The 23,928-nt window shown below is 68.9% G+C and carries 25 protein-coding genes; 9 read left to right on the forward strand and 16 right to left on the reverse strand.

The genetic code is table 11. The features are described 5' to 3' along the window. Positions 1 to 2 precede the first annotated feature (2 nt). Together LC438_RS10995 and LC438_RS11000 are read left to right on the forward strand one after the other, a co-directional pair. Positions 3 to 1,277 carry an ATP-binding protein gene (locus tag LC438_RS10995; protein WP_105676610.1) on the forward strand — a complete coding sequence of 425 codons (1,275 nt, stop codon included), beginning with the start codon at positions 3 to 5 and terminating at the stop codon, positions 1,275 to 1,277. After that, positions 1,274 to 1,969, forward strand: coding sequence for a response regulator (locus tag LC438_RS11000; RefSeq protein WP_223586585.1), 696 nt, complete (start codon positions 1,274 to 1,276; stop codon positions 1,967 to 1,969). The genes LC438_RS10995 and LC438_RS11000 overlap by 4 nt, the downstream gene beginning before the upstream one ends. Before the next feature lie 150 nt (positions 1,970 to 2,119). On the opposite strand, the gene LC438_RS11005 is transcribed toward LC438_RS11000, so the two are convergent. From LC438_RS11005 to LC438_RS11020, 4 genes are all read right to left on the reverse strand, one after another. Then, positions 2,120 to 2,869: an SDR family oxidoreductase gene (locus LC438_RS11005; protein ID WP_105676613.1), complete on the reverse strand. Its 750-nt coding sequence runs from the start codon at positions 2,867 to 2,869 to the stop codon at positions 2,120 to 2,122. Positions 2,870 to 2,931: 62 nt separating this feature from the next. After that, positions 2,932 to 4,284 carry an FAD-binding oxidoreductase gene (locus LC438_RS11010; RefSeq protein ID WP_223586586.1) on the reverse strand — a complete coding sequence of 451 codons (1,353 nt, stop codon included), beginning with the start codon at positions 4,282 to 4,284 and terminating at the stop codon, positions 2,932 to 2,934. A gap of 54 nt (positions 4,285 to 4,338) precedes the next feature. Then, the gene (locus LC438_RS11015; RefSeq protein WP_105676615.1) at positions 4,339 to 4,986 is read right to left on the reverse strand and encodes an FMN reductase; all 648 of its coding nucleotides are present in this window, start codon (positions 4,984 to 4,986) and stop codon (positions 4,339 to 4,341) included. A 1-nt stretch (position 4,987) separates the two neighbouring features. Further along, complete coding sequence (locus tag LC438_RS11020; protein WP_223586587.1) at positions 4,988 to 6,214, reverse strand: LLM class flavin-dependent oxidoreductase; 1,227 nt, start codon at positions 6,212 to 6,214, stop codon at positions 4,988 to 4,990. 110 nt (positions 6,215 to 6,324) lie between these two features. Between LC438_RS11020 and LC438_RS11025 the strand changes: the two genes are divergently transcribed. Then, positions 6,325 to 7,455 (forward strand): acyltransferase family protein, encoded by a 1,131-nt coding sequence (locus LC438_RS11025; RefSeq protein WP_223586588.1) that lies wholly within the window; start codon positions 6,325 to 6,327, stop codon positions 7,453 to 7,455. Between the two features lie 47 nt (positions 7,456 to 7,502). Then, on the forward strand, positions 7,503 to 7,940 hold the full coding sequence (locus LC438_RS11030; protein ID WP_223586589.1) for a VOC family protein: 438 nt from the start codon (positions 7,503 to 7,505) through the stop codon (positions 7,938 to 7,940). A 9-nt stretch (positions 7,941 to 7,949) separates the two neighbouring features. Here LC438_RS11030 and efeB read toward each other — a convergent pair whose 3' ends face one another. From efeB to efeU, 3 genes are read right to left on the reverse strand one after another with little or no spacing between them, the layout of a single operon-like run. Next, positions 7,950 to 9,230 carry an iron uptake transporter deferrochelatase/peroxidase subunit gene (efeB, locus tag LC438_RS11035; RefSeq protein ID WP_181155966.1) on the reverse strand — a complete coding sequence of 427 codons (1,281 nt, stop codon included), beginning with the start codon at positions 9,228 to 9,230 and terminating at the stop codon, positions 7,950 to 7,952. A 58-nt stretch (positions 9,231 to 9,288) separates the two neighbouring features. Continuing rightward, positions 9,289 to 10,521 (reverse strand): iron uptake system protein EfeO, encoded by a 1,233-nt coding sequence (gene efeO / locus LC438_RS11040; RefSeq protein WP_223586590.1) that lies wholly within the window; start codon positions 10,519 to 10,521, stop codon positions 9,289 to 9,291. Further along, positions 10,518 to 11,462: an iron uptake transporter permease EfeU gene (efeU, locus tag LC438_RS11045; protein WP_223586591.1), complete on the reverse strand. Its 945-nt coding sequence runs from the start codon at positions 11,460 to 11,462 to the stop codon at positions 10,518 to 10,520. The genes efeO and efeU overlap by 4 nt, the downstream gene beginning before the upstream one ends. A 151-nt stretch (positions 11,463 to 11,613) precedes the next feature. Between efeU and LC438_RS11050 the strand changes: the two genes are divergently transcribed. After that, positions 11,614 to 12,618: an isopenicillin N synthase family oxygenase gene (locus LC438_RS11050; RefSeq protein ID WP_223586592.1), complete on the forward strand. Its 1,005-nt coding sequence runs from the start codon at positions 11,614 to 11,616 to the stop codon at positions 12,616 to 12,618. 154 nt (positions 12,619 to 12,772) lie between these two features. Here the strand turns inward: LC438_RS11050 and LC438_RS11055 are convergent, their stop codons facing one another. The 3 genes from LC438_RS11055 to rpsO form a co-directional block, all read right to left on the reverse strand. After that, entirely contained in the window at positions 12,773 to 13,096 is a 324-nt protein-coding gene (locus LC438_RS11055) for a transcriptional regulator (protein WP_223586593.1), read from the reverse strand. Next, on the reverse strand, positions 13,093 to 13,998 hold the full coding sequence (locus LC438_RS11060) for a hypothetical protein (protein WP_223586594.1): 906 nt from the start codon (positions 13,996 to 13,998) through the stop codon (positions 13,093 to 13,095). The genes LC438_RS11055 and LC438_RS11060 overlap by 4 nt, the downstream gene beginning before the upstream one ends. 146 nt (positions 13,999 to 14,144) lie before the next feature. Then, positions 14,145 to 14,414, reverse strand: a complete 270-nt coding sequence (gene rpsO, locus LC438_RS11065; protein ID WP_005048780.1) for a 30S ribosomal protein S15 — start codon at positions 14,412 to 14,414, stop codon at positions 14,145 to 14,147. A 186-nt stretch (positions 14,415 to 14,600) separates the two neighbouring features. Here rpsO and LC438_RS11070 point away from each other — a divergent pair, with 186 nt between their 5' ends. After that, positions 14,601 to 15,893, forward strand: coding sequence for an MFS transporter (locus tag LC438_RS11070; protein ID WP_223586595.1), 1,293 nt, complete (start codon positions 14,601 to 14,603; stop codon positions 15,891 to 15,893). Positions 15,894 to 15,951: 58 nt separating this feature from the next. Next, positions 15,952 to 16,845: a DNA-3-methyladenine glycosylase gene (locus LC438_RS11075; RefSeq protein ID WP_223586596.1), complete on the forward strand. Its 894-nt coding sequence runs from the start codon at positions 15,952 to 15,954 to the stop codon at positions 16,843 to 16,845. A 208-nt stretch (positions 16,846 to 17,053) separates the two neighbouring features. On the opposite strand, the gene LC438_RS11080 is transcribed toward LC438_RS11075, so the two are convergent. From LC438_RS11080 to LC438_RS11105, 6 genes are all read right to left on the reverse strand, one after another. Continuing rightward, a complete protein-coding gene (locus tag LC438_RS11080) occupies positions 17,054 to 17,608 on the reverse strand; it encodes a YceI family protein (RefSeq protein ID WP_223586597.1) in 555 nt (184 codons plus the stop codon). A gap of 165 nt (positions 17,609 to 17,773) precedes the next feature. Then, complete coding sequence (locus tag LC438_RS11085; RefSeq protein WP_105674561.1) at positions 17,774 to 18,142, reverse strand: FKBP-type peptidyl-prolyl cis-trans isomerase; 369 nt, start codon at positions 18,140 to 18,142, stop codon at positions 17,774 to 17,776. An 86-nt stretch (positions 18,143 to 18,228) separates the two neighbouring features. Next, on the reverse strand, positions 18,229 to 19,041 hold the full coding sequence (locus LC438_RS11090; RefSeq protein WP_223586598.1) for an ABC transporter permease: 813 nt from the start codon (positions 19,039 to 19,041) through the stop codon (positions 18,229 to 18,231). Positions 19,042 to 19,048: 7 nt separating this feature from the next. Next, positions 19,049 to 19,876 (reverse strand): ABC transporter permease, encoded by an 828-nt coding sequence (locus LC438_RS11095; protein WP_105674565.1) that lies wholly within the window; start codon positions 19,874 to 19,876, stop codon positions 19,049 to 19,051. Positions 19,877 to 19,943: 67 nt separating this feature from the next. Continuing rightward, positions 19,944 to 21,128, reverse strand: coding sequence for an extracellular solute-binding protein (locus tag LC438_RS11100; protein WP_223586599.1), 1,185 nt, complete (start codon positions 21,126 to 21,128; stop codon positions 19,944 to 19,946). Between the two features lie 46 nt (positions 21,129 to 21,174). Then, positions 21,175 to 22,245 (reverse strand): ABC transporter ATP-binding protein, encoded by a 1,071-nt coding sequence (locus LC438_RS11105; RefSeq protein WP_223586600.1) that lies wholly within the window; start codon positions 22,243 to 22,245, stop codon positions 21,175 to 21,177. A gap of 116 nt (positions 22,246 to 22,361) precedes the next feature. Here LC438_RS11105 and LC438_RS11110 point away from each other — a divergent pair, with 116 nt between their 5' ends. Then, complete coding sequence (locus LC438_RS11110; protein ID WP_223586601.1) at positions 22,362 to 23,159, forward strand: FadR/GntR family transcriptional regulator; 798 nt, start codon at positions 22,362 to 22,364, stop codon at positions 23,157 to 23,159. Positions 23,160 to 23,194: 35 nt separating this feature from the next. Further along, the gene (locus LC438_RS11115; RefSeq protein ID WP_105674573.1) at positions 23,195 to 23,905 is read left to right on the forward strand and encodes a cache domain-containing protein; all 711 of its coding nucleotides are present in this window, start codon (positions 23,195 to 23,197) and stop codon (positions 23,903 to 23,905) included. Positions 23,906 to 23,928 lie beyond the last annotated feature (23 nt).

Raw genomic sequence — 23,928 nt, forward strand, 5'->3', positions numbered from 1 at the left:
CGATGACGCAGCGCCGCACGCTCAGCGCCGCCACCCGCGTCTTCCTCGTCCTCATCTCGGCCGCGGCGGTGATCGGCATCCTCGTCGCCGCGTTCCTCGTCGCGGAGACGCAGCGCGCCGTGCAGGCGGAGGCCGAGCGCGCGACCGGGGCCACCGCGGCGGCGATCGCCGCATCCGGTGCGGTGTCGAGCGCCCTCCGAGACGAGGATGCGGACGCGGCGACCGCCGCCCTCGAGCCGTACGCGCTCTCCGTCATCGATTCCGCCGGGCTGGACTTCGTGACGATCATGACGACCGACGGCATCCGCATCACCCATCCCGACCTGTCGCAGATCGGCGGACGCTATCTCGGGACGATCCCCGAGCGGCCGGTCCCGTTCACCGAGACCTTCACCGGCACGCTCGGCCCTTCGGTCCGGACGATCGTCCCCGTGATCGACGCCGACGGCGTGCTGAGGGGCTGGGTCTCCGCGGGGGTGACGACAGAGACGATCTCCGAGACGCTCGTGCGGCGCCTTCCGCTGTCGCTGGCGATCACCCTTCTGCTCGTGGCGATCGGTGCGCTCGGAGCCTGGGCCGCCCGGCGCTTCACCCGGCGCATCGCCGGTGACCTGCCGCCGGGCACGGTCCGCGACGCCGTGTCATCGTACGAGTCGATCCGCACCCTGGGCGAGGCGCTGCGGGCGCAGACGCACGAGCATGGAAACCGGATGCACACCGCTGTCGCGCTGCTGGAGCTGGGGCGCACGGGCGAGGCGATCGACATCCTCACCGAGACCTCCCGGCAGAGTCAGTCGCTGGTCGACCAGGTCACGGCGCGCCGCCACGGGGATCCGGCGGTGGGCGCACTCCTGCTCGGCAAGGCCTCGCAGGCGAAGGAGCGCGGCATCGACTGGAGGGTGCGCATCGAACCGGAGGCGCCGCGGTCGCCCCTGTCGACCGTGGACAGCGTGTCCGTGCTCGGCAACCTCATCGACAACGCGATGGACGCGGCCTCCGCGGCGGAAGACCGATGGGTCGAGGTGTCGCTGAGCACGTCCGACGCCGGTGGGATCGTGCTCGACGTCGCCGACAGCGGCGCAGGAGTGCCGGCAGAGATCAGGGAGAGGATCTTCGAGCACGGCTTCTCCACGAAGCCCGCCGACGCCCAGGGGCGCGGCGTCGGACTCGCTCTCGTCCGCTCGGTCGTGACGGATGCCGGGGGCACCGTGGAGATCCTCGACGATCCGACGACCTTCCGCGTCACGCTCCCCGCCGCAGGCAGGAGAAGGTCGTGATCCGTACGCTGATCGTCGACGACGACGCCCTGACGCTCGAACTGCACCGCACCTACGTGGAGCGCCTGGAGGGTTTCGTCGTCGGCGGCGAGTGCACCGGAGCCCGTGCGGCCCTCGCCGCGGTGCTCGATCAGCCGCCCGCGCGCGCGTTCGATCTCGTGCTCCTGGACATCACGATGCCGGACGGAACGGGTCTGGATGTGCTGCGGACGCTCCGCGCTCGTGCCGCCGCGATCGATGTGATCGCCATCACCGCCGTACGCGACGCGGAGACCGTGCGGCAGATGGCCGCGCTCGGGGTGTTCCAGTACCTGGTCAAGCCCTTCCCGTTCGCGGTGTTCGCCGAACGCCTCACCGCGTACCGGGAGCATCGCGATCAGGCCCGGACGACCGACGGGGAGGCGACCCAGGCGGAGATCGACGCCCTGCTCGGGCGGACGACGGGCAGAATCGCACTCCCGAAAGGGCTGTCCGGCGGCACACTCGACCGTGTCGCCACGATCCTGCGTTCGACCGGCCCGCTGTCGGCGACCGAGGCCGCAGACGCCCTGGGAATGTCGCGCGTCGCCACGCGGCGCTACCTCGAACACCTCGTCGCGGAGGGCGTCGTCGCCAAGGCCGCGCGCTACGGAACGCGCGGGCGCCCGGAGACCGAGTACGCGTGGAGCCGGAACCGGCCCGACATCGGCTGAGCACCGGCGCCATCACCGCACCAGGGCTCGGGGGCGGCGGCGCGCGCTCGGTGTTCCCCGACACCGCGGCGAGCCCCGGCGATCAGCCGTCAGCGATCAGTCGTCAGCCGCGAGGCCGGTCAGCCGCGAGGCCGTCAGACCGCGAGGCCGTCAGCCGCGAGGCTGCGCGTTGAGCCAGTCGGCGAAGGTCACGGTGCCGAGGTCGGCATCCGCATCCGGGAGGATGCTGCCGTCGCGGATCGCACGCCCGAAGGCCCCAGGGAGCGAGAGAGCCGGCATCCAGCCGCTCCTGCCTGCGTGCGCGGCCCAGGAGCGCATCATGTCGACGAGCTGCTCCTCCTGCGGGCCCGCGATGTCCCGCGCCCGCTCCGACGGTCCTGCCTCGGCGAGGTCGACGAGCCGCGTCGCGACCTCCACGATCGCGATCGGCTGCGTGCGCATCCTGAGGGCGAGATGCAGCGGTCCGACTGCCGCAGTGCGATAGGTCTGCGCGGCGAAGTCGTGGAACTGCGTCGCTCTCTGGATCGTCCACGGCACCTGCCCAGAGCGGACCGTCTGCTCCTGAGCGAGCTTTCCGGCGTAATAGCCGTGGGGCGCCCGATCGACGCCGACGATCGACAGCGCGAGATGGTGTCCCACCCCGGAACGGTGTCCTGCCGCGAGGAGGTGCGAGGAGGTCTCGGTGAAGAACTCCGTGGCCGCACGGGCGCTCTGCGTCGAGGTGCTGAGCACGTCGATCACGACGTCCGCGCCGGACAGCGCCTCATCGAGTCCGGCCCCGGAGCGCACATCGACGCCGTTGCCACGGGTGAGGACGCGGACTCGGTGACCACGCTGCTGAGCGATCTTCACGACCTCGGATCCTGCGATGCCTGTTCCGCCTGCGACTGCGATCTCCATGGCTCTCCATCCGAAGCTGGTGGGTGATGTCGGTTACGACGCTACCCCGAGAGCGGGCGACATCAGCGGGGCAGCCGCCCTTCGTGCAGGAGTCCGTTCGGATCGACCTCGGCGCGAAGTGCTCTGAGGCGCTCGATCTCCGCCGGTGTGGCGCAGAGGTCGAGCGTCTGCCCCGGGGTGAGGAACGTCGGGATCGTGCGCCCCGCGGCGGCCGGTGCGAGAAGGTCGCGGAACCCCGCGATGCTGGCATCTCCCGGCTCCCTCGGCGCGCCCGGGAACAGCGGCGAGAGCGCGTGCAGCAGCCAGCCGGCCGATTCGAGCGAGGCCAGTCCGGACCGACGAGGACGCGCGAGAGCCCCTCCGAGCATCCGGATGTCGATGCCGATGATGGGCCACTGCTCCGGCAGCTCACGGAAGGCAAGCAGCTCGTCGATCATGCTGTCGTCGAGGTCCGTGAGCGCCGCGGAGGCGCCCCGACCAGGCGTGGGATCTGTCGGTTCGTTCGACCCCGCAGCGAGAGCGGCGGGCGACGTCGGACCGGACACCTCCCTGCGTACCGTGCCCGCACGGCGGATGCCGTCGATCAGCCCCTCTGCGGCGCCGTCGGTGGACAGCGCCTGCACGGTGAGGAAGCTGCGCCCGCGGATCTCCTCCGGCAGCTGCGGAGCGTCGGGCATCCGCATCGAGTTCATGAAGACGTTGAGCGAGGAGGGCGCGGTCGCGGCGAGGTCGCGCACCGCTCGCATGACTGCCGCGGCATCCGCGACGTCGAAGGTCAGCCCGCTGCCCCACAGGTCAGGGGTGCGGACGAGGTCGATCTCGAGCGCCGTGACGATCCCGACGATGCCGCCGGCGCCGCGCAGCGCCCACATCAGCTCGGGGTCGCTGTCGTCGTCGACGCGCCCGTGCGTGCCGTCCGGGCGCAGGATCCACGCCGCACGGAGACCGTCGGATCCCAGGCCTGCCGTTCGACTGAACCAGGAGTGACCTCCGCCGAGCGTGTAGCCCGCGACCGTGACGACGGGGCTCGTGCCTGCGGGCGCCGACCAGCCGGTGCCCTCCAGGGCATCGACGACGGCTCCCCATCGAACTCCGCTTCCCACGCGGACGACGCCGGCGTCGAGATCGACGTCGAGCGCGTCGAACGCGCCCATCCGGACGATCACGGCGCCCGCGAGGTCTCCGGACGCGCCGTGCCCGCTCGGCTGCACCGCGAGGCGCACGCCGGTGTCTTCGGCCATGCGCAGCAGAGACCGCAGATCGGCGACGTCGACCGGGGCAGCCACGCCTTCTGGCCGCTGCTCGACCGCCAGGTTCCACGGCCGGCGCTGGGCGTCGAAGCCGTCATCGGACGGCAGGACGAGCGCGCCGTTCAAGCCGGCGCGGACGGACTCGAGTGCAGAGGTAAGGGGCATGACGCCACCGTACGATGCCCCACGGACATTGTCGACGGCGCCTGCCCTTGCCGCTCACTCCCCCGCGAGACCGCCCAGCATGTGGCCGAAGGAACGCCCTTCGCCCAGGTAGGTCGCGGGGTCGAACGGGTCGGCCGCCTCGGCCGTGTCCCGAGCGGCGACCGCATCTGCGAGCTCACGTGCGCCCTTCTCCACGCGCTTGGCGAGCGGGGCGACGTCGTCACCCGCACCGCCCCAGTCGCTGGAGGCGGCGAACACGCCGGTGGAGACGGCATCCGCGTGGAGGTAGGCGAACAGCGGACGGATCGCGTAGTCGATCGCGAGGGAATGCCGCGCCGTCCCCGCGTTCGCGCCGATCAGGACCGGCTTCCCCGTCAGCGAATCGGGATCGAGCACGTCGATGAACGACTTGAACAGACCCGAGTAGCTCGTCGAGAAGATCGGCGTCACGGCGATCAGCGCGTCGGCGGACACGACCGTGTTGATCGCCGTCTCCAGCGCCGGCGGGGCGAAGCCAGTGAGCATGTTGTTCGTGATGTCGTGCGCGTAGTCGCGCAGCTCGATCACGTCGATGCTCGCCTCGATGTCGTGAGCGGCGAGCGCCTTCACGGTCTCGGCGGCCAGGCGATCCGCCAGCATCCGCGTGGACGAGGGGTTGGAGAGCCCGGCCGAGACGACGGCGATGCGACGCGTGGTGGTCATCTCACGCCTCCTTCCGGCCGAGGCCGAACGCGGAGCCGGCGGGCGCCGGCGTGTCCTGATAGGGCGAGTCGCCGGTGAGGTTGTCGCCGCGGTTCGCACCGGGGCGCGCCTGGCGGGTCGGGCCGTCGCCGTACACCGCAGTGACGCGCGCGGCGTGGGTCGGGGCGTCGGGCACCGACTCCGGGCGGTCCTTCGCGAGCTCCCTGCGGAGCACGGGGACGACCTCGGAGCCGAGGATGTCGAGCTGCTCGAGCACGGTCTTCAGCGGCAGCCCCGCGTGGTCGATGAGGAAGAGCTGACGCTGGTAGTCGCCGTAGTGCTCGCGCATCGCGGCGTAGCGGTCGATCACTTGCTGCGGCGAGCCGACGGTGAGCGGGGTCATCTCGCTGAAGTCCTCGAGGCTCGGGCCGTGGCCGTACACGGGGGCGTTGTCGAAGTACGGGCGGAACTGCGTCACCGCGTCCTGCGACTTCGCCGCCATGAACACCTGGCCGCCGAGCCCGACGATCGCCTGCTCGGGTGTGCTGTGTCCGTAGTGCGCGTAGCGCTGGCGGTACAGCTCGATCAGGCGCTGATAGTGCTCCTTGGGCCAGAAGATGTTGTTCGCGAAGAAGCCGTCGCCGTAGTACGCGGCCTGCTCGGCGATCTCCGGGGTGCGGATGGAGCCGTGCCACACGAAGGGGGCGATGCCGTCCAGCGGGCGCGGCGTCGAGGTGAAGCCCTGCAGCGGCGTGCGGAACTTGCCCTCCCAGTCGACGACGTCCTCGCGCCACAGCTTGTGCAGCAGAGCGTAGTTCTCGATCGCCAGAGGAAGGCCCTGACGGATGTCCTGCCCGAACCAGGGGTACACGGGACCGGTGTTGCCTCGGCCGAGCATGAGGTCCATGCGTCCGCCGGACACGTGCTGCAGCATCGCGTACTCCTCGGCGATGCGGACGGGGTCGTTCGTGGTGATGAGCGTCGTCGACGTGGACACGATGAGACGCTGGGTCTGCGCCGCGAGCGCGGCGAGGAACGTGGTGGGGCTGGACGACCAGAACGGCGGGTTGTGGTGCTCGCCGATCGCGAAGACGTCGAGGCCGACCTCCTCCGCGTGCTTGGCGATCGTCGTCGTGGCCGCGATCCGCTCCTGCTCGCTGGGCGTGACGCCGGTGGTGGGGTCGCGGGTGATGTCGCTGACCGACATGATGCCGAACTGCATCGCCTGTGCGCCTGACTGCTCGCTCATGATTCTCCGTGCTCTCCGAAGCGGACGACTCGGCATCCGTTTCTATTCATTTGAATGTATCTGAGTCAACGCGACCGCACCAACTTTATTCCCGGGGGTAGCCTCGGAGGATGAACAGCGCCGGAGCGGATGCGACAGGCCCCGTCACGGGGGCCGTTCCCAGGCCTCGACGCCGCGTGCCGTTCTGGGACAACGCGCGCTACATCTGCATCGTGCTGGTCGTGCTCGGCCACGCCATCCAGCGTCTCATCTACGACTCCGACATCGCGCTCGCCTTCTACCTGGCGCTCTACGCGTTCCACATGCCGGCCTTCGCGATCATCTCGGGGTACTTCTCGAAGTCCGGATCGCCGACCAGGGTCCAGATGGCCCGCGTCATCACGGACATCCTGGTGCCGTACGTCATCTTCGAGCTCGTCTGGACCCTCACGAAATGGCTCGTCGAGGGGCAGGCGAACCCCAACCTCACCAAGCCGTCGTGGACGCTGTGGTTCCTGCTGGCCCTCGGCATCTTCCGACTGGTGCTCCCCTATCTCGCCCTGCTGCGCTGGCCGCTGCTGTGGACAATCGTCATCTCGATCGGCGTCGGCTACCTGCCGAACATCGACAGCACCTTCTCGCTCTCGCGCACGCTCGGTCTGCTGCCCTTCTTCACCCTCGGCTGGTGGCTGCGGGAGCGCGACATCGTCTCGCGCTTCCAGCTTCTGGCACACCGGCCGTGGTGGTCTCGGGTCATCGCCGTCGCCCTCCTGGCCGGAGCCGGCTTCGCGGCGTGGTTCTGGCTCGACGTGTGGGAGAAGATCGACCTGCGGCACTGGCTGTTCTACGAGGACTCGTACGCCGATCTCGGCGGAGAGCAGTGGTGGGCAGGCGGGGCGCGGATCGCCCTGATGGTGGTCGCGGTGCTCCTCAGCGCCGCCTTCTTCACGCTCATCCCGCGGGGGACCTACTGGTGGACCTCGTTCGGCCAGTACACGATGTACGTGTTCCTGCTGCACTCGTTCGTGCTGTACCCCTTCCGCGAGTCCGGCATCCTCCGCGATCTCGAGCCGACATGGCTCTGGCTCCCGCTCGTGACCGTCTCGTCGATCCTCGTCGCGCTCGTGCTCGCCACGAAGCCCGTGCGGCGCCTGTTCCGCCCCCTGGTCGAGCCGCGGCCTGCCTGGCTGTTCGCCGACCCGCAGCTCGCCACCCGCGAGGGGCACCGCAGCGACCCGACCGGCTCCCGGCGACCGCGGTAGCGACGATCGCTCTGGAGCATGTCGGCGACGGCGACTAGCATGCCCCCATGCCCATCACCCTGGAGAACGTCGGGATCGCCGTCAGGGACCTCGACGAAGCCATCGCCTTCTTCACCGATCTCGGTCTGACGGTCATCGGGCGCGACACGGTGAGCGGCGAGTGGGCCGACACCGCGGTCGGCCTCGACGGCAACCACGCGAAGATCGCCATGCTCCAGACGCCGGACGGCAACGGCCGACTCGAGCTGTTCGAGTACATCCACCCCGATGCCGTCGAGACCCACCCAACGCTCCCCCACGAGATCGGCATGCACCGTGTCGCCTTCTCCGTCGACGACATCGACGCGGCCCTGGAGACGGCGGCGACGCACGGATGCGTCCCGCTGCGCGGCGTCGCGGACTACAAGGGCGTCTACCGACTCACGTATCTGCGGGGTCCGAGCGGCATCCTGGTCATGCTCGCGCAGGACATGACGAAGAGCTGAGGCCGAGCCTCAGGCGAACAGCTCGGCGCCGACGTACGAGCCCGCTGCGGCGCCGCCGGGGATCGCCCAGATCCCCGATCCGACGTGGCGGATGTACTCGTTCATCAGGTCGGTCGAGAGGCGCTTCTGCAGGGTGATGAACTGCTGCGGGTCGCGCTGGTACGAGAGGAAGAACAGTCCGGCGTCCAGGCGTCCGAGTGCGTTGTTCCCGTCGACGTAGTTGAACCCGCGGCGCAGGATGCGGATGCCGTCGTTCTGGTCGGGGTGCGCGAGCCGCACGTGCGAGTTCCGGTCGATCGCCGACCCCGAGAACGTCGGCTCGGTGAACTCGTCGCCACCCGACAGCGGAGCGCCGCTGCCCTTCTCCCGACCGATGATCGTGTCCTGCTCGCTGAGCCGCACACGGTCCCACGTCTCGATGAGCATCGCGATCTTGCGCGCGACGAGATAGGAGCCGCCGGCCATCCAGGCGGGCTCGGCGGACGCAGGCACCCAGACGTTCTCCTCCAGCGCCTTCGAATCGTCGGCGAGGATGTTCGCCGTGCCGTCCTTGAACCCGAAGAGGTTGCGCGGCGTCGCGCCGGCCGATGTGGTGCGCGAGGTCTTGCCGAAGCCCAGCTGCGACCATCGGAGGCGGGCGCGTCCGAAGGCGATCCGGCTGAGATTCCGGATGGCGTGCACGGCCACCTGCGGATCGTCTGCGCACGCCTGGATGCACAGGTCTCCGTGCGAATGCGCGGGGTCGAGGTCGTCGCCGAGGAAGGCGGGAAGACGCTCCAGCCCCTCAGGGCGCAGCGCCGCGATGCCGTATCGATCGCCGTCCTCGTTCTCGAAGAGGGTCGGCCCGAAGCCGATGGTGATCGTGAGCCCGGCCGCGGGAAGCCCCTGCGCCTCGCCGGTGTCGTCCGGCGGCTGCTCGGCGTCGCCGCCCACCGCTCCGGTCGCGCTCACCTCGAGCCCCTGCGTGATGCGAGAGGCCGCGTACGACCAGTCCTGCAGCAGCGAGATCAGATCGTCGCGGTCGGTGCGGGGCATCATGTCGAAGGAAGCGAAGTGCAGGTGCTCCTGCACAGGGGTGGTGATGCCCGCCTGGTGCGCGCCGAAGAAGTCGTAGACGCTCTGCGCGTCGGCATCCGCCCTCGCCCGTCCGAGCGCGACGCCTCCGGCCAGTCCCCCGCCGACGCCGACAGCGAGTCCGGCCACGCCTCCGCCGAGGGCCAACCCCAGCAGCCCACGCCTGCTCAGACCCGGAGAAGCGGATGCCGCGGCCCCCGCATCGTCATCCGACACGGGGACAGCGGCATCCGTCTTGCTTTCACTCACCTCGGGATCGTACCTGTTCCGTGAGTCAGTCGAGGACCGTGCCGGTGAGCTGGGACAGCGGCTCCGCCAGCGCGTTGATCAGGTCGGTGAACTCGCGCTTGTCGTCCTCCGTGAGCTGCGAGTAGTTCACGAAGCCGTCGGTGAGCGAGCCGTGCTTCGCGAGCGCCGCCTCGAGGGCCGCGTAGCCGTCCTCGATCTCACCCACGAGCTTCTTGCCCTCGGCGCCCTGCGCCTCGGCGAAGTCCTGCACGAGCGAGAAGGCCATCTTCGACCCCTCGACGTTGGCGGCGAAGTCGTAGAGGTCGGTGCCGGACCACCAGTCCTCCTCGCCGGAGATCTTGCCCGTCGCGACCTCGTCGAGCAGCGCGATCGCGCCGTTCGAGATGCCGCCGATGCCCTGGTCGTCGAGCGCCGTGGTGAAGTCCTTCGAGTGCACGTAGTCGTACAGCTCCTGGGTGTCGGCGATCAGCTGATCACCGTAACCCGCGCGCTCCTCGGGCGTGGACGGCGCCCAGTCCTGCCAGGCGGGAGTCTCTCCGTCGGCGTTCAGCGCGTCCTGCGCAGGCACCCAGAGGTCCTTCTCGATGCGGTGGAATCCCGTCCAGTCGAGCCCTTCGGCGACGGCGTCGACCTCGCGGTAGTCGATCCTCGGGTCGAGGTCGCCCAGAGCCTCGGCCACCGGCTCGATGCGCTCGTAGAACGCCCGGGTCTGCGGGAAGAGCGTGCGCGCGGTCTCGTCGTCTCCCGACTCGTACGCGGCCACGAGGGCGTCGACCGCGGGGACGAGCTGACCGACCTGGTCCTTCACGAAGGCCGCGTAGAGGTCGACGGCCTTCTGCTTCTGCTCGGCGTCCTCTCCGGTGACGGCGACGCGGTCACCCGTGACGGTGAACTCGGCCTTGCCGACGCCGTCGCCGATCATGCCGGGCTTGCAGAGCGTGTAGTAGGTGCCGGGCTGCGCGACGACCGTGAGGGTGCGCGACGCGGCGGGGGCGATGTTCTCGACCTCTCCGACGATGCGGAGGCCGTCCTCGGCCAGCAGGTAGAACTCGCTGGTCTGGCCGCTGGTGTTCTTGACGTCGAAGACCAGCGTGCCGCTCTTCGCGGTGGCGCCAGAGACGTCACACGCGCTGTCGGTCGAGGAGACGTCGAACGAGGCGCCAGCGGCGACGTCGGCCTTGGCGACGCAGCCGCTCAGGACGAGCGCTGCCGCGCCTGCGGCGACGAGGGCACCGAGGATCCGGCGAGAGGTGGTCATGCTGCTCCTTGCTGTGTGAGTGAAGACGTCGCGGCGTTCTCGACGGGCGCGACCGCCGCACGAGCGGTCCTGCGGCCGCGTAGACCGCGGAGGAAGAAGAATCCGACGACGAGGATGTAGACCGCCCAGACCACGACCTGAAGCCAGGACATCTGCGGGCGGAAGCCGATCGTGGCCTGGAGGATCGTCGCCCACGTGCTGTCCGGCGCGATCGCCGAGCTGACGTCGAACGCCCACCCGAACGGGAAGGCGGTCCAGCCGATGCCGACCGCGCCGGTGACGGGATCGATGGGAGCGAGCGGACTGAACGGGCCGGGGAGCGCGCCGGCCTCCTGCAGGTCCATGATCGCGTAGGCGAGGACCCCCGCGGCGACGATCACCAGGAATGCACCTGTCCAGGCGAAGAAGCGCCTGGTATCGAGGCGGACGGCGCCGCGTGCGAGGAGCCAGCCGACGACGACGGCGACCAGGAGACCGAGAAGGGCGCCGACGACGGCCAGCGGGGCATCCCCGAACGACTGCACCATCGACCACAGCAGCAGCGTCGTCTCGATGCCCTCCCGCGCCACGGAGACGAAGCCGATCGCGACCAGCGCCCAGAGCCCGCCCTGGGTGAGCGCTCGATCGATGCCGCCCTCGAGCGTCGCCTTCATCGCCCGCCCGGCCTTCTGCATCCAGAAGATCATCCAGGTGACCATCGCGACGGCGAGGAGCGACATCAGCCCGCCGATGAGCTCCTGTGCGCCCGGGGCGAGCGCGTACGCGCCGAACGTGAGAACGGCGCCGAAGACGATCGCCAGCGTGATCGCGAGACCGATGCCGATCCACAGCCGAGGCAGAGCGTCGCGGCGACCGAGCCTGCGGAGATAGGCGACGAGGATGCCGACGACGAGCGCGGCTTCGAGGCCCTCACGAAGGCCGATCAGAAAGCTGGCGAGCACGGGTGGAGACTCTCTCGATGCGGACGAAGGTAAGGCATCCCTTACCGATGAGACTTTAGCACCTGCGCATCACCCTCTCGAATGCCGTCACGCTCGGTAATGCTCTGAAACACTCGGCACCGGTGTCGCACAGCCGATCTACTCTCGGGACATGGCTGAACTCTCGCTCCCGATCCTCGACCTCTCCCAGCTCGATGCAGGCCCGGAGGCGGCCGCACGGTTCCGCGACGACCTGCGGAAGGCGACCCACGACGTCGGCTTCTTCTACCTCACCGGCACCGGCGTCTCGCCGGACCTCGAAGCCCGGCTCCACCGCGCCGCCCTCGACTTCTTCGCTCTGCCGGAGGACGACAAGCTCGCCATCGAGAACGTGAACAGCCCGCACTTCCGCGGCTACACCCGCATCGGCGGAGAGCGCACGCAGGGGAAGGTCGACTGGCGCGAGCAGATCGACATCGGCCCCGAGCGCCCGGCGGTCGACGACGGCCCCGCCTTCAACCGACTGATCGGACCGAACCTGTGGCCCGATGCCCAGCCGGAGCTCCGTGACGTCGTCGGCGAGTGGCACGAGACCCTCTCCGATGTCTCCCGCAGGCTGCTGCGCGCCTGGGCGCAGGCCCTGGGAGCCGAGGAGTCGTACTTCGACGAGCACTTCGGCGAGCCCTCCACTCTCATCAAGATCGTCCGCTACCCCGGCACCCACGAGCCCGAGCCGCAGCAGGGGGTCGGAGCGCACAAGGACTCCGGCGTGCTGACCCTGCTCTGGGTCGAGCCGGGCAAGGGCGGCCTCCAGGTCGAGCGGGACGGATCGTGGGTGGACGCGCCTCCCGTGCCCGGCGCCTTCGTCGTGAACATCGGCGAGCTGCTCGAGTACGCGACAGGAGGCTACCTCAAGGCCACGAATCACCGCGTCGTCTCCCCGCAGGCGCCGGACGAGCGCATCTCGATCCCGTTCTTCTTCAACCCCGCGCTGGACAAGCGGCTGCCGCTCATCGAGCTGCCTGCCGACCTCGCGGCCGAGGCGACCGGGGTCACCGAGGACCCGAGCAACCCCATCCACGCGCTCTACGGAGAGAACGCGCTGAAGTCCCGGCTGCGCGCGCACCCCGACGTGGCGGCGATCCACCACGCGGACCTGGTGGCGGCGACCGTCTGACCCGACGGCGCTTCCGTTCCGTCGGTACCGCCGCCCCCTTGCAAGGCTCGGCCGGCCTCCAAAGGCGTGCCGGCGGGGTCGGCGCCGTGCAACGTGCCCGCCGTCGGCATCCCCGCCGAGGTCGTCCGTCGCCGCGGCGAACTCGCGAGAGACGTCAGAACCCGACGTGCCCGCCGAGCTCGACGATCTCGCGCAGCGCCCGCAGATGCCCGGAGAAGGCACTCATTCCTGCCGGAGTGGAGCGCACCCAGGTGCGAGGCCGGCTTCCCGCGCTCCCCTTGCGTGCTCGCACGTAGCCGGCGGCCTGCAGGTGCGAGATCGCTTTGCTGAGGGCGGAGTCGTTCGCCTGGAGGATGTCGGCGAGCGTCGCGAAGTCGAGTTCGACGCCTTCTCCGAGCGATGCCATCAGCGAGAACCTGATGGTCGAGGCGAAGTTGTCGTCGAGACGTGTCCGCGGGTGGGCGTCACGGTCGGTCATCTCCCCTCCGAAGGGGCCTCGGCCGTCGTCTCCGGCGCGGCGACCGGCGCGGGCAGACACGCAGCGATGCACAGCAGCGCCGAGGCTGCGGCGGCCGCTCCCAAGGCCATCGGCAGGGTCACGGCGTCGGAGTACGCACGCTGGAGCGCGAGCCAGGTGACCACGCCCATGCTCGACAGGTAGGCCGCGATCTGAGGCCACCGCCAGTACCGTCCGAGCGCCTGCGGGCCGGCATCCGTCGCCCACAGGAACAGCCACACGACCACGGCCATCATCACGAGGATGCCGACGATCGAACCGAGCAGCGCGTTCTCGATGCCGATCGACAGCGCGGCGACGCCGATCAGGATGCCGAGGCCGGCGGTGGCGGCTCGAGTCTGGCCCGGCAACGGCTCCCGCGGTCTCGCGGGTCGCCGTTCCTGACCTCGCTCGCGCCACAGCAGGGCAGCGCCGTAACCGCCGAACCCCAGAAGAATGGCGAGGCCGGGGATGAAGTTCATCCACAGCGGGCGGTTCTGCGCGTCGATGAGGATCAGCAGGAAGAGCGCGACCATCGCGACGCCGTAGACGACCACCGCTACGACCGACCACGGCCTCGGGCCGAACGCCCGCCACTGCACGCCCGCGCGCTCGGCGAACCCTGCGCTGATCTGACCCGTGACGATGATCAGGAAGATGAACGGCTGCGTCGACGTCGCGTCCGCGCGATTGACCAGCAGCAGGGCGGTGATGAGGATGGCGATGGCGATGCCGCTGAGAACGGCCTGCCACGACGACGCACGCCGGTCGACGCGCTCGTCACGACGACGGTGCACCTCCTCGACCTCGTCGAGGTACTGGCGCGCGACGTCAGCGGACGGCGGAGCGAGCGGTGCGGTGCCGTCGATCGGCTTCTGTTCCATGATGACCCCCGGTTTCCATCGGGAAAGCTTCTTACTTTCCTACGGGAAAGAAGCCGGGTCGTCAACCTGGACATGACGAAGGCCGCCCACACCGTGGGCGGCCTTCTCAAGAATGTTCTGCGCGATTGAACGCTGGGCTCAATGCCTTATCGACGCAGTCCGAGACGCTCGATGAGCGAGCGGTAACGGTTGATGTCGATGTCCTGGAGGTAACCCAGGAGACGGCGGCGCTGACCGACGAGCAGGAACAGGCCACGACGCGAGTGGTGGTCGTGCTTGTGCTCCTTGAGGTGCTCGGTGAGGTCCTTGATGCGCTGCGTCAGCATTGCGACCTGCACCTCGGGGGATCCGGTGTCACCGGGGTGCGTCGCGTACTCTTCGATGATCGCCTTCTTGACGTCTGCTTCCAGTGCCATAGATTCGATCCCCTCTCTGCTTGTTGCGCGGTGCCCGGCACCTGATGTGCGAGCTCTCTTTATCCGCGGCCGATCAAACGGCAACCTGAAGAGTCTACCAGCCATCCGGCCCCGCGGGCGACCATGCGCGGCGCCCGCTCCCCCGCCCCTCGGATACGCTCGGAGGGTGCAGGACCGAGAAGAACAGTGAGCGCGACGCGCGGCCATCTCATCGATCTGACCCCGCTGCGGCGGAGCCCGGCGTTCGCCAGGATGTGGATCGGATCCACACTCACCGGCATCGGCGGGCAGCTCACCATCGTCACCGTGATGCTGCACGTGTTCTCCCTCACGCACAGCACCTTCGCCGTGTCCATGATCGCGGTGGCAGGGCTCGTGCCGATGATCCTCGCGGGCCTGTACGGCGGCATGCTCGCCGACGCCTTCGACCGCCGTCTCGTCGCGTTGATCGCCGCCACCGTGACGTTCGCCTCGACAGCCCTCCTCGCCGCACTCACCTGGACCGGCATGGAGACGATCTGGTGGCTCTACGCGCTCAGCATGATCAACTCCGCCGCGAACTCGGTGGGCATGGCCACCCGCACCGCGATCGTGCCCCGTCTGATCCCGAGAGATCAGCTCGCGGCGGCATCCGCGCTGAACGGCGTCGCGTTCGGGCTCACCGTCATGGCAGGGCCAGCGCTGGCCGGCATCCTCGTCGCCCTGACCGGATACGGCTGGACGTACTCGATCGACGTCGTGCTCATGCTGTCGATGTTCCTCGGGCTGTGGACGCTCCCGGCGCTGCGCCCCGAGGGCGAGACCGTGCGGCCAGGCCTCGAGTCCCTCAAGGACGGCTGGCGCTTCCTCCGCAGGGCCGGGAACATCCGGATGCAGTACATCCTCGACATCGTCGCGATGACCTTCGGGCAGCCGCTCGTGCTCTTCCCCGCGCTGGGCACGGTGATCCTCGGCGGAGGCGCCGTCACCACCGGCCTGCTCACCGCGGCCGTCGCCGTCGGCACCTTCGGATCGAGTCTGCTCTCCGGCCGTGTTGTGCAGTACCGGTGGCACGGACGCGGCATCGCGAGAGCCGTCGAGGCGTACGGAGCCGCGATCGCCCTGTTCGGCCTGGTCCTGCTCATCGGCGCCCTCACCGGCTCGGCCACCGAGAGATCTCCGAGCATCCCCCTCATCGTGGCTGCCTGCGTCGCGCTCGCCCTCTCAGGAGCCTCCGACAACGTGAGCTCGATCTACCGCAACACGATGATGCAGGCCGCCGTGCCCGACACGATGAGAGGACGCCTCCAGGGGGTGTTCATCATCGTCGTCGCGGGCGGGCCTCGGGTGGGCGCGCTGTACGCCGGCACCCTCGCCACCTTCACGGCGCTGTGGTTCCCGCCATTGCTGGGCGGGTTCATCGTGATCGCCCTCGTGGCGCTGCTGGCCCGGAGGAATCCGCAGTTCCGCGCATACGACGCGGAGAGCCCCGAACCCTGAGCCCTGGGTTCTGACGGCAGACCACAGCGATGTCGGAGGTCGGGTGCAGAGTGTGGGCATGAGCACCTCCATCCGCACGGCCACGCTGCCGCTCACCGGGCCTTATGACCTCCGCGAGGTCGCACTCATGGGTTTCGGGCACCGCGACGAATCGTCCTTCGACGGCGTGATGCGCCTGGCCTTCTGCACGGACGCGCTCGACACGCAGGTCGGCGTCGAGGTGCGCCAGACCGATGGCGCGCTCACGCTCACCGTGCACGGCGACGGAGATCTCGGAGCGATCTCCGCTCAGGTCGCGCGCGTCGTGTCCGCCGATCAGGACGGAGACGCGTGGTCCGCGGTCTGCGCGGCGGATCCGGTCCTCACGCGGGTGCACGCCGAGGCTCCCGGCTTCCGTCCGTCGAACTTCTACAGTCCGTACGAGGCGGCGGTCTGGGCGACGCTCTCGGCGCGGCGCTCGCGACGCCAGGGCATCGGCCTCCGCCAGCGGCTCTCACTCGCGCACGGCGCCGCTTTCGAACTCGCCGGCCGCACGGAAGCCGCCCTTCCCCTGCCGCATCAGCTGCTCGCCCTCGATGCGGTGCCGGGGCTGCCTGCCGACCGCATCCCGCGGCTGCACGCGATCGCCCGCGCGGCGCAGGAGAGCCTGCTCGACGTGGCGCGCCTCACCGCCATGGACCCCGCTGAGGCCATGGCCGACGTGCAACGGCTGCCTGGTATCGGCCCCTTCTACAGCGCGCTCATCGTCATCCGCGCGTGCGGGCTGACCGATGTCCTCTCGACTCAAGAGGACCACTCGCGGGCCGCCGTCCAGAGCCTCTACGGCCTCGACCACACGCCGAGCGATGACGAGCTCGCGCGCATCTCCGAGGCCTGGAGGCCCTTCCGCACATGGGCGGCGGTGTCGCTGCGAGCCGTCGGTTCGCGTCTCGCTTCCCCGGCCGACGGTTGACGGCCGGCTACTGACCGCCGACGGCTGGCAGCAGGCGGCCCGCGGCTGACGACCGGCGACTCGCGGCTGGCGACTGGCGACCGACGGCTGGCGACCAGCGACCGAGAGTCGGCCTGCAGGCATCCGACACACCCCGGACTCCGGATACGCCGACGGCGGGCGCCGAGAGTGTCGACGCCCGCCGTCGGGGATGCGAGTGCGGGATCGATCAGTCCTGCTGCAGAGCGCCCTGCAGGTCGAGGTTGATCGTGATGTCCTTGCCGACGAGCACCCCACCGGTCTCGAGAGCGGCGTTCCAGGTGAGGCCGAAGTCCTCGCGGTTGATGACGGTGGTCGCGGAGGCACCTGCCTTGTACGAACCCCACGGGTCGGAGCCGAAGCCGCCGAAGTCGAACGCGAAGCTCACGGGCTTCGAGACGCCGCGGATGGTGAGGTCGCCGTCCACGAAGAAGTCGCCGTCCTCCACACGGGTGCCGGTCGACACGAACTCCATGGTCGGGAAGTTCTCGGTGTCGAAGAAGTCCGCGGAGCGGAGGTGGGTGTCGCGGCCCTCATCCTTGGTGTCGATCGAGGAGACGTCGACGCTGGCGGTGACCTTGGCCTCGAGCGGGTTCTCCGGAGCGACGAGTGTCGCGGACTTGATGCCGAACGTGCCGCGCACCTTCGAGATCATCATGTGACGGACGCTGAAGGTGACCTCGCTGTGCGCGGGGTCGAGCACCCAGGTGCCGGAGCGGTAGCCGGGGATGTCGATGCTGGTCATGGTGTCTCCTCTGAGGATCTGACGAAAAGTCCGGCCGCGTGCGCGGCGTCAGAGTGGTGCAACTTGCATTCACAGACATGTATTCCCGTGAATGAAGATTCTTCTTCGAAATGACGAAGGCGCCCCGCCCCCGAGGGAGCGAGACGCCTTGCGCAGAAGTGCGGATCAGCCGACGGCGACCAGATCGATGATGAAGATCAGGGTCTTGCCGGAGAGGAAGTGCCCGCCGCCGACCGGGCCGTAGGCCAGGTGCGGAGGGATGACCAGCTCACGGCGTCCGCCGACCTTCATGCCCGGGATGCCGTCCTGCCAGCCCTGGATGAGCCCGCGCAGCGGGAACTGGATGGTCTCGCCGCGACCCCACGAGGAGTCGAACTCCTCGCCGGAGTCGAACTCGACGCCGGCGTAGTGGACGGTCACGGTGTCGCCGGGCTTCGCCTCGGCGCCGTCGCCCACGATGATGTCGCGGATGACGAGCTCAGCGGGAGCGGGGCCGGCGGGTGCGTCGAACTCAGGCTTCGTACGATCAGTCATGACTCCATCCAACCCGAGCCCCGACCCCCGGTCAACGCGAGCGCACCTGCTCACAGCGAACACTCCGGCGACCGCCGAACGAGGTCTCAGTCCCTGTCGGCGAGGTCCCTCCCGAGGCGCTGCGACACCCACACCGGGATGAACGAGGCGAGGATGACGACGGTGGCGACCACGTTCACGACGTTCGCCTCGTTGGGCCTCGCCATCTGGTTCATGATCCACAGCGGAAGGGTGTCCACCCCGGGAGGGGCGGTGAAGATCGTGACGTAGACCTCGTCGAAGCTCAGCGCGAAGGCGAGGATGCCGCCGGCGATGAAGGCACTGCGGAACTGCGGGAAGGTGACCAGACGGAAGGTCTGCCACGGCGTCGCCCCCAGGTCTCTCGACGCCTCTTCGATGCCGGGGTTCAGCCGGCGCAGGCGGGCGAGCACGTTGTTGAACACCATCACGATGCAGAACGTGCCGTGGGCGATGATCATCCCGAAGAAGCCGACCTGGATGCCGATGGGCTCGAGGATCTGGTTGTAGGTGTTGCTCAGGGCCACTCCGGTGACGATGCCGGGCAGCGCGATCGGCAGAACGACGAGCAGGTTGACCGCACGCTGGCCGAAGAACGAGTACCGCTGCAGCGCGAAGGCGACGAGCGTTCCGAGGACGAGGGCGATCGCCGTGGCTCCCGCCGCGACCAGGATCGAGTTCAGGAGAGCCGCGCGCACGGGTTCGCTCGCGAACGCCTTGCCCCACCACTCCAGGGAGAAGGAGCTCACCGGCCAACTCGCGATCCGCGCCCCGTTGAAGGAGTTCAGCACCACGAGCAGCAGCGGCACGTACATGAACACGAGGATCGCGGCGACGAGGATCCCGAGGATCGTCTTGGAGGTCCTGGACAGTCTCAGCATGGCTGCCTCACATCCTTTCCAGTGCGCCGGTGCGCTGGACACCGACCAGGTAGATCACCACGAAGGCGATGGGCACGAGGGAGAACGCCGCGGCGATGGGCGGGTTGAGGTTGATGTTGGATGCGATCACGCTTCCGATCATCTGCGTCGACCCCCCGACGAACTTGGCGACGAGATAGTCGCCGAGACTCAGCGAGAACGTGAAGACCGAGCCGGCGATGACGGCCGGCTTGATGAGCGGCAGGACGACCGTCCTGATCGTGCGCCACGACCCTGCGCCGAGGTCGGCCGACGCGTCGAAGAGATTCGGAGGCAGCTGTCGGATCGCGGTGTACACGGGCACGGCCATGTAGGGCAGCCAGAGATAGGTGAGGGTGAGGATCACGGTGAAGGCGCTGAATCCAGGCCCGCGCCCGCCGACGGGGCCGACCAGCCAGTTGAAGAACCCGTCCTCCGTGAACGTGATCCTCATGGCGAGGACCTTCACGAGATAGCCCGCCCATAGCGGCAGAGTGATCGACGCCGCGAGCACACCGCGCAGCCATGGCGAAGCCACCTTCGCCATGAAGATCCCGAGCGGGATGGAGATGAGGATGCACACCGCGGTGACGGCGAGGGCGATCCCGAGAGTGCGCAAAGACGTGGAGAGGTAGGCCGGATTCGCGATGAGCTGTTCGAAGTTGCGGAGCGTGAACCCCGGTTTCACCTTCGAGGTGAAGGGATCGGTCACCCAGAAGGCGGTCACCAGCAGCATCACGAGGGAGAAGATGTAGACGCCGATGAGCCAGGTCATCGGCAGGGCGAGCAGCCCCGCGATCCGTGCGCGTCGCTTCATGGTCAGTCCTGTCTCGAGAAGTCGAGTGCGGTGGGGCGGAGCCCGAACGGGCTCCGCCCCCGGTGGATCAGTTCTTGACCGTCAGCCAGGCGTCGGTCCACTGCTGGAAGTTGGTGCAGGTCACGTCAGTCCGCCCGTCGATGCACTGCTCGATCGGGGTCGTCCAGAACCAGACCTTCTTGAAGTACTCCTCGTTCGTGGCGTTGTAGTACTCGCAATGCGCCTTCGCCTCGTCGCTCGTGTCGCAGAACGCCGCGTTCGCCGGCGCCATGCCGAAGTTCATCGCGATCGCGCCGTTGACCTCGGGCGAGGACGCGTAGTCCATCCACGCGTACGCGCAGTTCGGGCTCTTCGCCTCGGCAGCGAGCATCCACGCGTCCGACCATCCGGTCGACCCTTCCTCCGGCAGCACGCTCTTGAACCTGTCGTCCTCGGTGAGCTTGCGCAGCACCTCCCACGACGTGCCCAGCACCGTGGTGCCGCCGGCGAACGAGGTGATCTGAGCCGCAGGATCGGCCCAGTACTCCGAGACGATGCCGTTCTGCTGCTTCAGCAGGTCGACCGCGGCGGCGAGCTGCTCCTCGTCCAGGGCGTACGGGTTCTTGATGCCGAGCTCCGGTTCGTGCGCCATGAGGTAGACCGCGGCGTCGGCGATGTAGATCGGCGCGTCGTAGGCGATGATCTTGCCCGCATACGGACTGTCCTTCTCCCAGGCCACGTCCCAGCTGGTGGGCTCCTCGGTGACGACCTCGCTGTTGTACTGCAGGATGTTCGCGCCGCGGCCGATCGGGATGCCGTAGGACTTGCCGTTGATCGTGTCGTAGATCTGCCCCTTCATCCCCTCGACGATGTCGTCGCCGAAGTTCGGGATCAGCTCGAGGTTGAGCGGCTGCACATCGCCGCCGGCGATGAGGCGGAGGCTCGCGTCGCCCGAGGCCGACACCAGGTCGTAGTCCCCCGTGCGCATGAGCTGCACCATCTCGTCGCTGGTGCCGGCGACGCGGCGGTTCACGACGCACCCCGTCTCCTCGGTGAACGCGTCGCTCCAGTCGGACTCGACGAAACCGCTCCAGGCGACGATGTTGACCTCTCCCTCATAGTCGCCGAGCTCCTTCTGCATCGGGATGTCGGGGACGTCGATCTCGAGCTGGCCTCCCCCCTCCGCGGGGGCATCGGTCGTTCCGGAACAGGCGGACAGGGAGAGCACGGCGACGGCGGTCATCGCCGACACGGTCAGGATCTTCTTACGCATGGATCGCTCCTTTGTGATCAGTGCTGCAGGTGGGTGTACGGGTGTTTCAGGGGAGCCGCGCCGCATGGTCAGGTGTCCACGCGACGCGGACGTGGTCCCCGCGGCCGAAGGCGGCTCCCGCCGCGGGGTGGTGTGCGTTCGGGCGTTCGGCGATGATGTCGGCTCCGGCGTCCGTCGAGACGAGGAATCGCGTCGCCGGCCCTGTGTAGACGACCTCGCGGACGACCCCCGTCAGCGAGACCTCGCCCTCGTCGTGCGCGTCGTCGGCGCCGAGCAGCCGAACGCGCTCCGGCCGGATGCTCATCGTGCGGCTGTCGCGCGTGAGCTCTTCCGCGAGGTCGCCCCCGATGAGGTTGGAGAGACCGAGGAAACGCGCGACGAACTCCGTCTGAGGGAACTCGTACACGTCGCGTGCTGTCCCGATCTGCTCGATCCGTCCGTTGTTGAAGACGGCGACGCGGTCGCTGAGGGTGAGCGCCTCTTCCTGGTCGTGCGTCACGAAGATGAACGTGATGCCCACTTCGCGCTGGATCTGCTTGAGCTCGATCTGCATCTGCTCGCGGAGCTGCTTGTCGAGCGCTCCGAGAGGCTCATCGAGCAGGAGCACCTGTGGACGCAGGATGAGCGCACGGGCGAGGGCGATGCGCTGCCGCTGTCCTCCGGAGAGCTGATGAGGGAGTCGGCCGGCGACATGGTCGAGACGAACCTGCTCGAGCGCACGACGCACGCGCTCGGTGCGCGTGGCCCTGCCCTCTCCCCTCACCTTGAGCCCGTAGCCCACGTTCTCCGCGATGGTGAGGTGCGGGAACAGCGCGTAGTCCTGAAAGACCGTGTTCACCTGCCGCGCGTGCGGCGGCGTGCGGGTGACGTCGACCCCGGACAGGCGGATGACGCCGCTCGTCGCATCCTCGAACCCGGCGATCATGCGGAGCACCGTCGTCTTGCCGGAGCCGGAGGGACCGAGCATCGAGAGGAACTCCCCCGATGCGACCTCGAGCTCCAGGTCGCGGACGGCGGTGAACTCGCCGAACGACTTCGTGACGCCGTGCAGAGTCACGGCGCCATCGGTCTTGGGGGGATCGGCGACTGCGTCGGCGACGGGGGCTGTGGCGATCATCTCGCGCTCCTCGGATCAACGTCGAACTCGGAAGGTTTCCTAAACATATAAACACAGAGGTAATATTTCAAGTACCGATTTTGTCGCGTTCACCGACAAGGGTGGAGAATCTGAGGATGGAACCGATTGCAGCGCCCACGGAGGCCGCCGCCGATTCCGCTGCGACGGCGTCTGAGAGCCGCGCGCAGCAGCATCCTCACCGCCTGCAGGGCGCGCTCTTCCAGCCGATCGGAGACGAGGGCCGCGCCGAGCTCGTCGAGCGCAGGCTCGTCGACGCGATCACCCGCGGCCATCTGCGGGCCGGCGAACGGCTTCCCACCGAGGCGGATCTCGCCAAGAGCCTCGGAGTCGCTCCTGTCACGGTCCGCGAGGCGCTCCTCGCCCTGCGCGGGCGCGGGCTCGTCACGACACGCCGCGGACGCAACGGCGGCAGCTTCGTCGCGGAGCACGCGGACCCGCTCTCCTTCGCCCGCGAGGCCGTCCGGTCGACCTCACGCGTGGCGCTGCGCGATCTCGGCGCGCACTATGCGGCGATCACCGGCGCCTGCGTGCGTCTCGCGGCACGCCGAGCCGATCCCACGGAGACGCAGCAGGTGCGGCGGCGCATCGAGCGGCTGAGCGAGCTGGACGGCGATCAGCAGCGCCGTCTCCTCGACGACGTCCAGATCGAGATCGTGGCGCTGAGCCAGTCCGCGCGTCTGACCAGGGAGCAGATGAAGCTGCAGGCAGAGCTCTCGCCGTACCTCCGCCTGGTCGCGTCGGAGAGCGATGACAGACTGCGACAGGCCCGGCATCTCGCCGCCGTCATCGACGCGGTCGAGGCCGCGGATCCGGATGCCGCGGGCGCCAGGACCGAGCTCATGGTCTCCGAGACCATCGACGCACTCATCCAGCTGCAGGCTGCAGCCGGCTGACAGATGACCGACATCGACGTGCACAGGAGGACGCGATGACCACAGGAACCGAGACCACAGCGGTCGAGGCCGCGGCCGAGATCGTCCGGGGATACTTCTCCGAGCCCATCCGCGCGCTGCGCGCCTGGGCTCCCCGGTTCGCAGCACAGGTGGCGGACGTTCGCGCCACCAGCCCGCTCACCAGCGCGAGGATCGATGCGCTCGTCGAGCCGCACGCCCTCGCATCCCTCGAGCTGCCCGGCGTTCCCGTGTACGGAGCGGGTTTCATCGCCGCGATCGATCTCCTCGCCGACGCGCGCAGCCACCTTGCGTGGTGGCAGGGCGCCGACCGCCGTCAGCTGGTGCTCGCCTCCCAGACGGTGAACAAGGAGGACATCGACTACAGTGCCCTGGAGTGGTATCGCGTGCCGATGACCACGGGAGAGTCGCACGTCGCCGGCCCGTACGTGGACTACCTCTGCAGCGACGAGTACACCATCACGATCGCCGTCCCCGCCGACATCGACGGGGAGCGCATCGGCGTCGCCGGCCTCGATCTGCTCGTGGCCGCCGTCGAGAAGGAGCTCACACCGCGCTTCATGGCACTCGGCCACCAGGTGACCCTCACCAACGGTGTCGGACGCGTGGTGGTCTCGACCGATCCGCGGTGCGCGACGGGCGACTCGGTGCGCGGCAGCCGGCTCGCCGCTCTCCCCCGGATCGCGTGCGAGGGTGTGGCCCTCGATGTGATCGTCGAGGAGATCTGACCCCGAAGGGGGCGCGAAGAAAC

The organism is Microbacterium sp. OVT16B (genome assembly GCF_019969705.1).
In the GTDB taxonomy this organism is placed as follows: Bacteria; Actinomycetota; Actinomycetes; order Actinomycetales; family Microbacteriaceae; genus Microbacterium; species Microbacterium natoriense.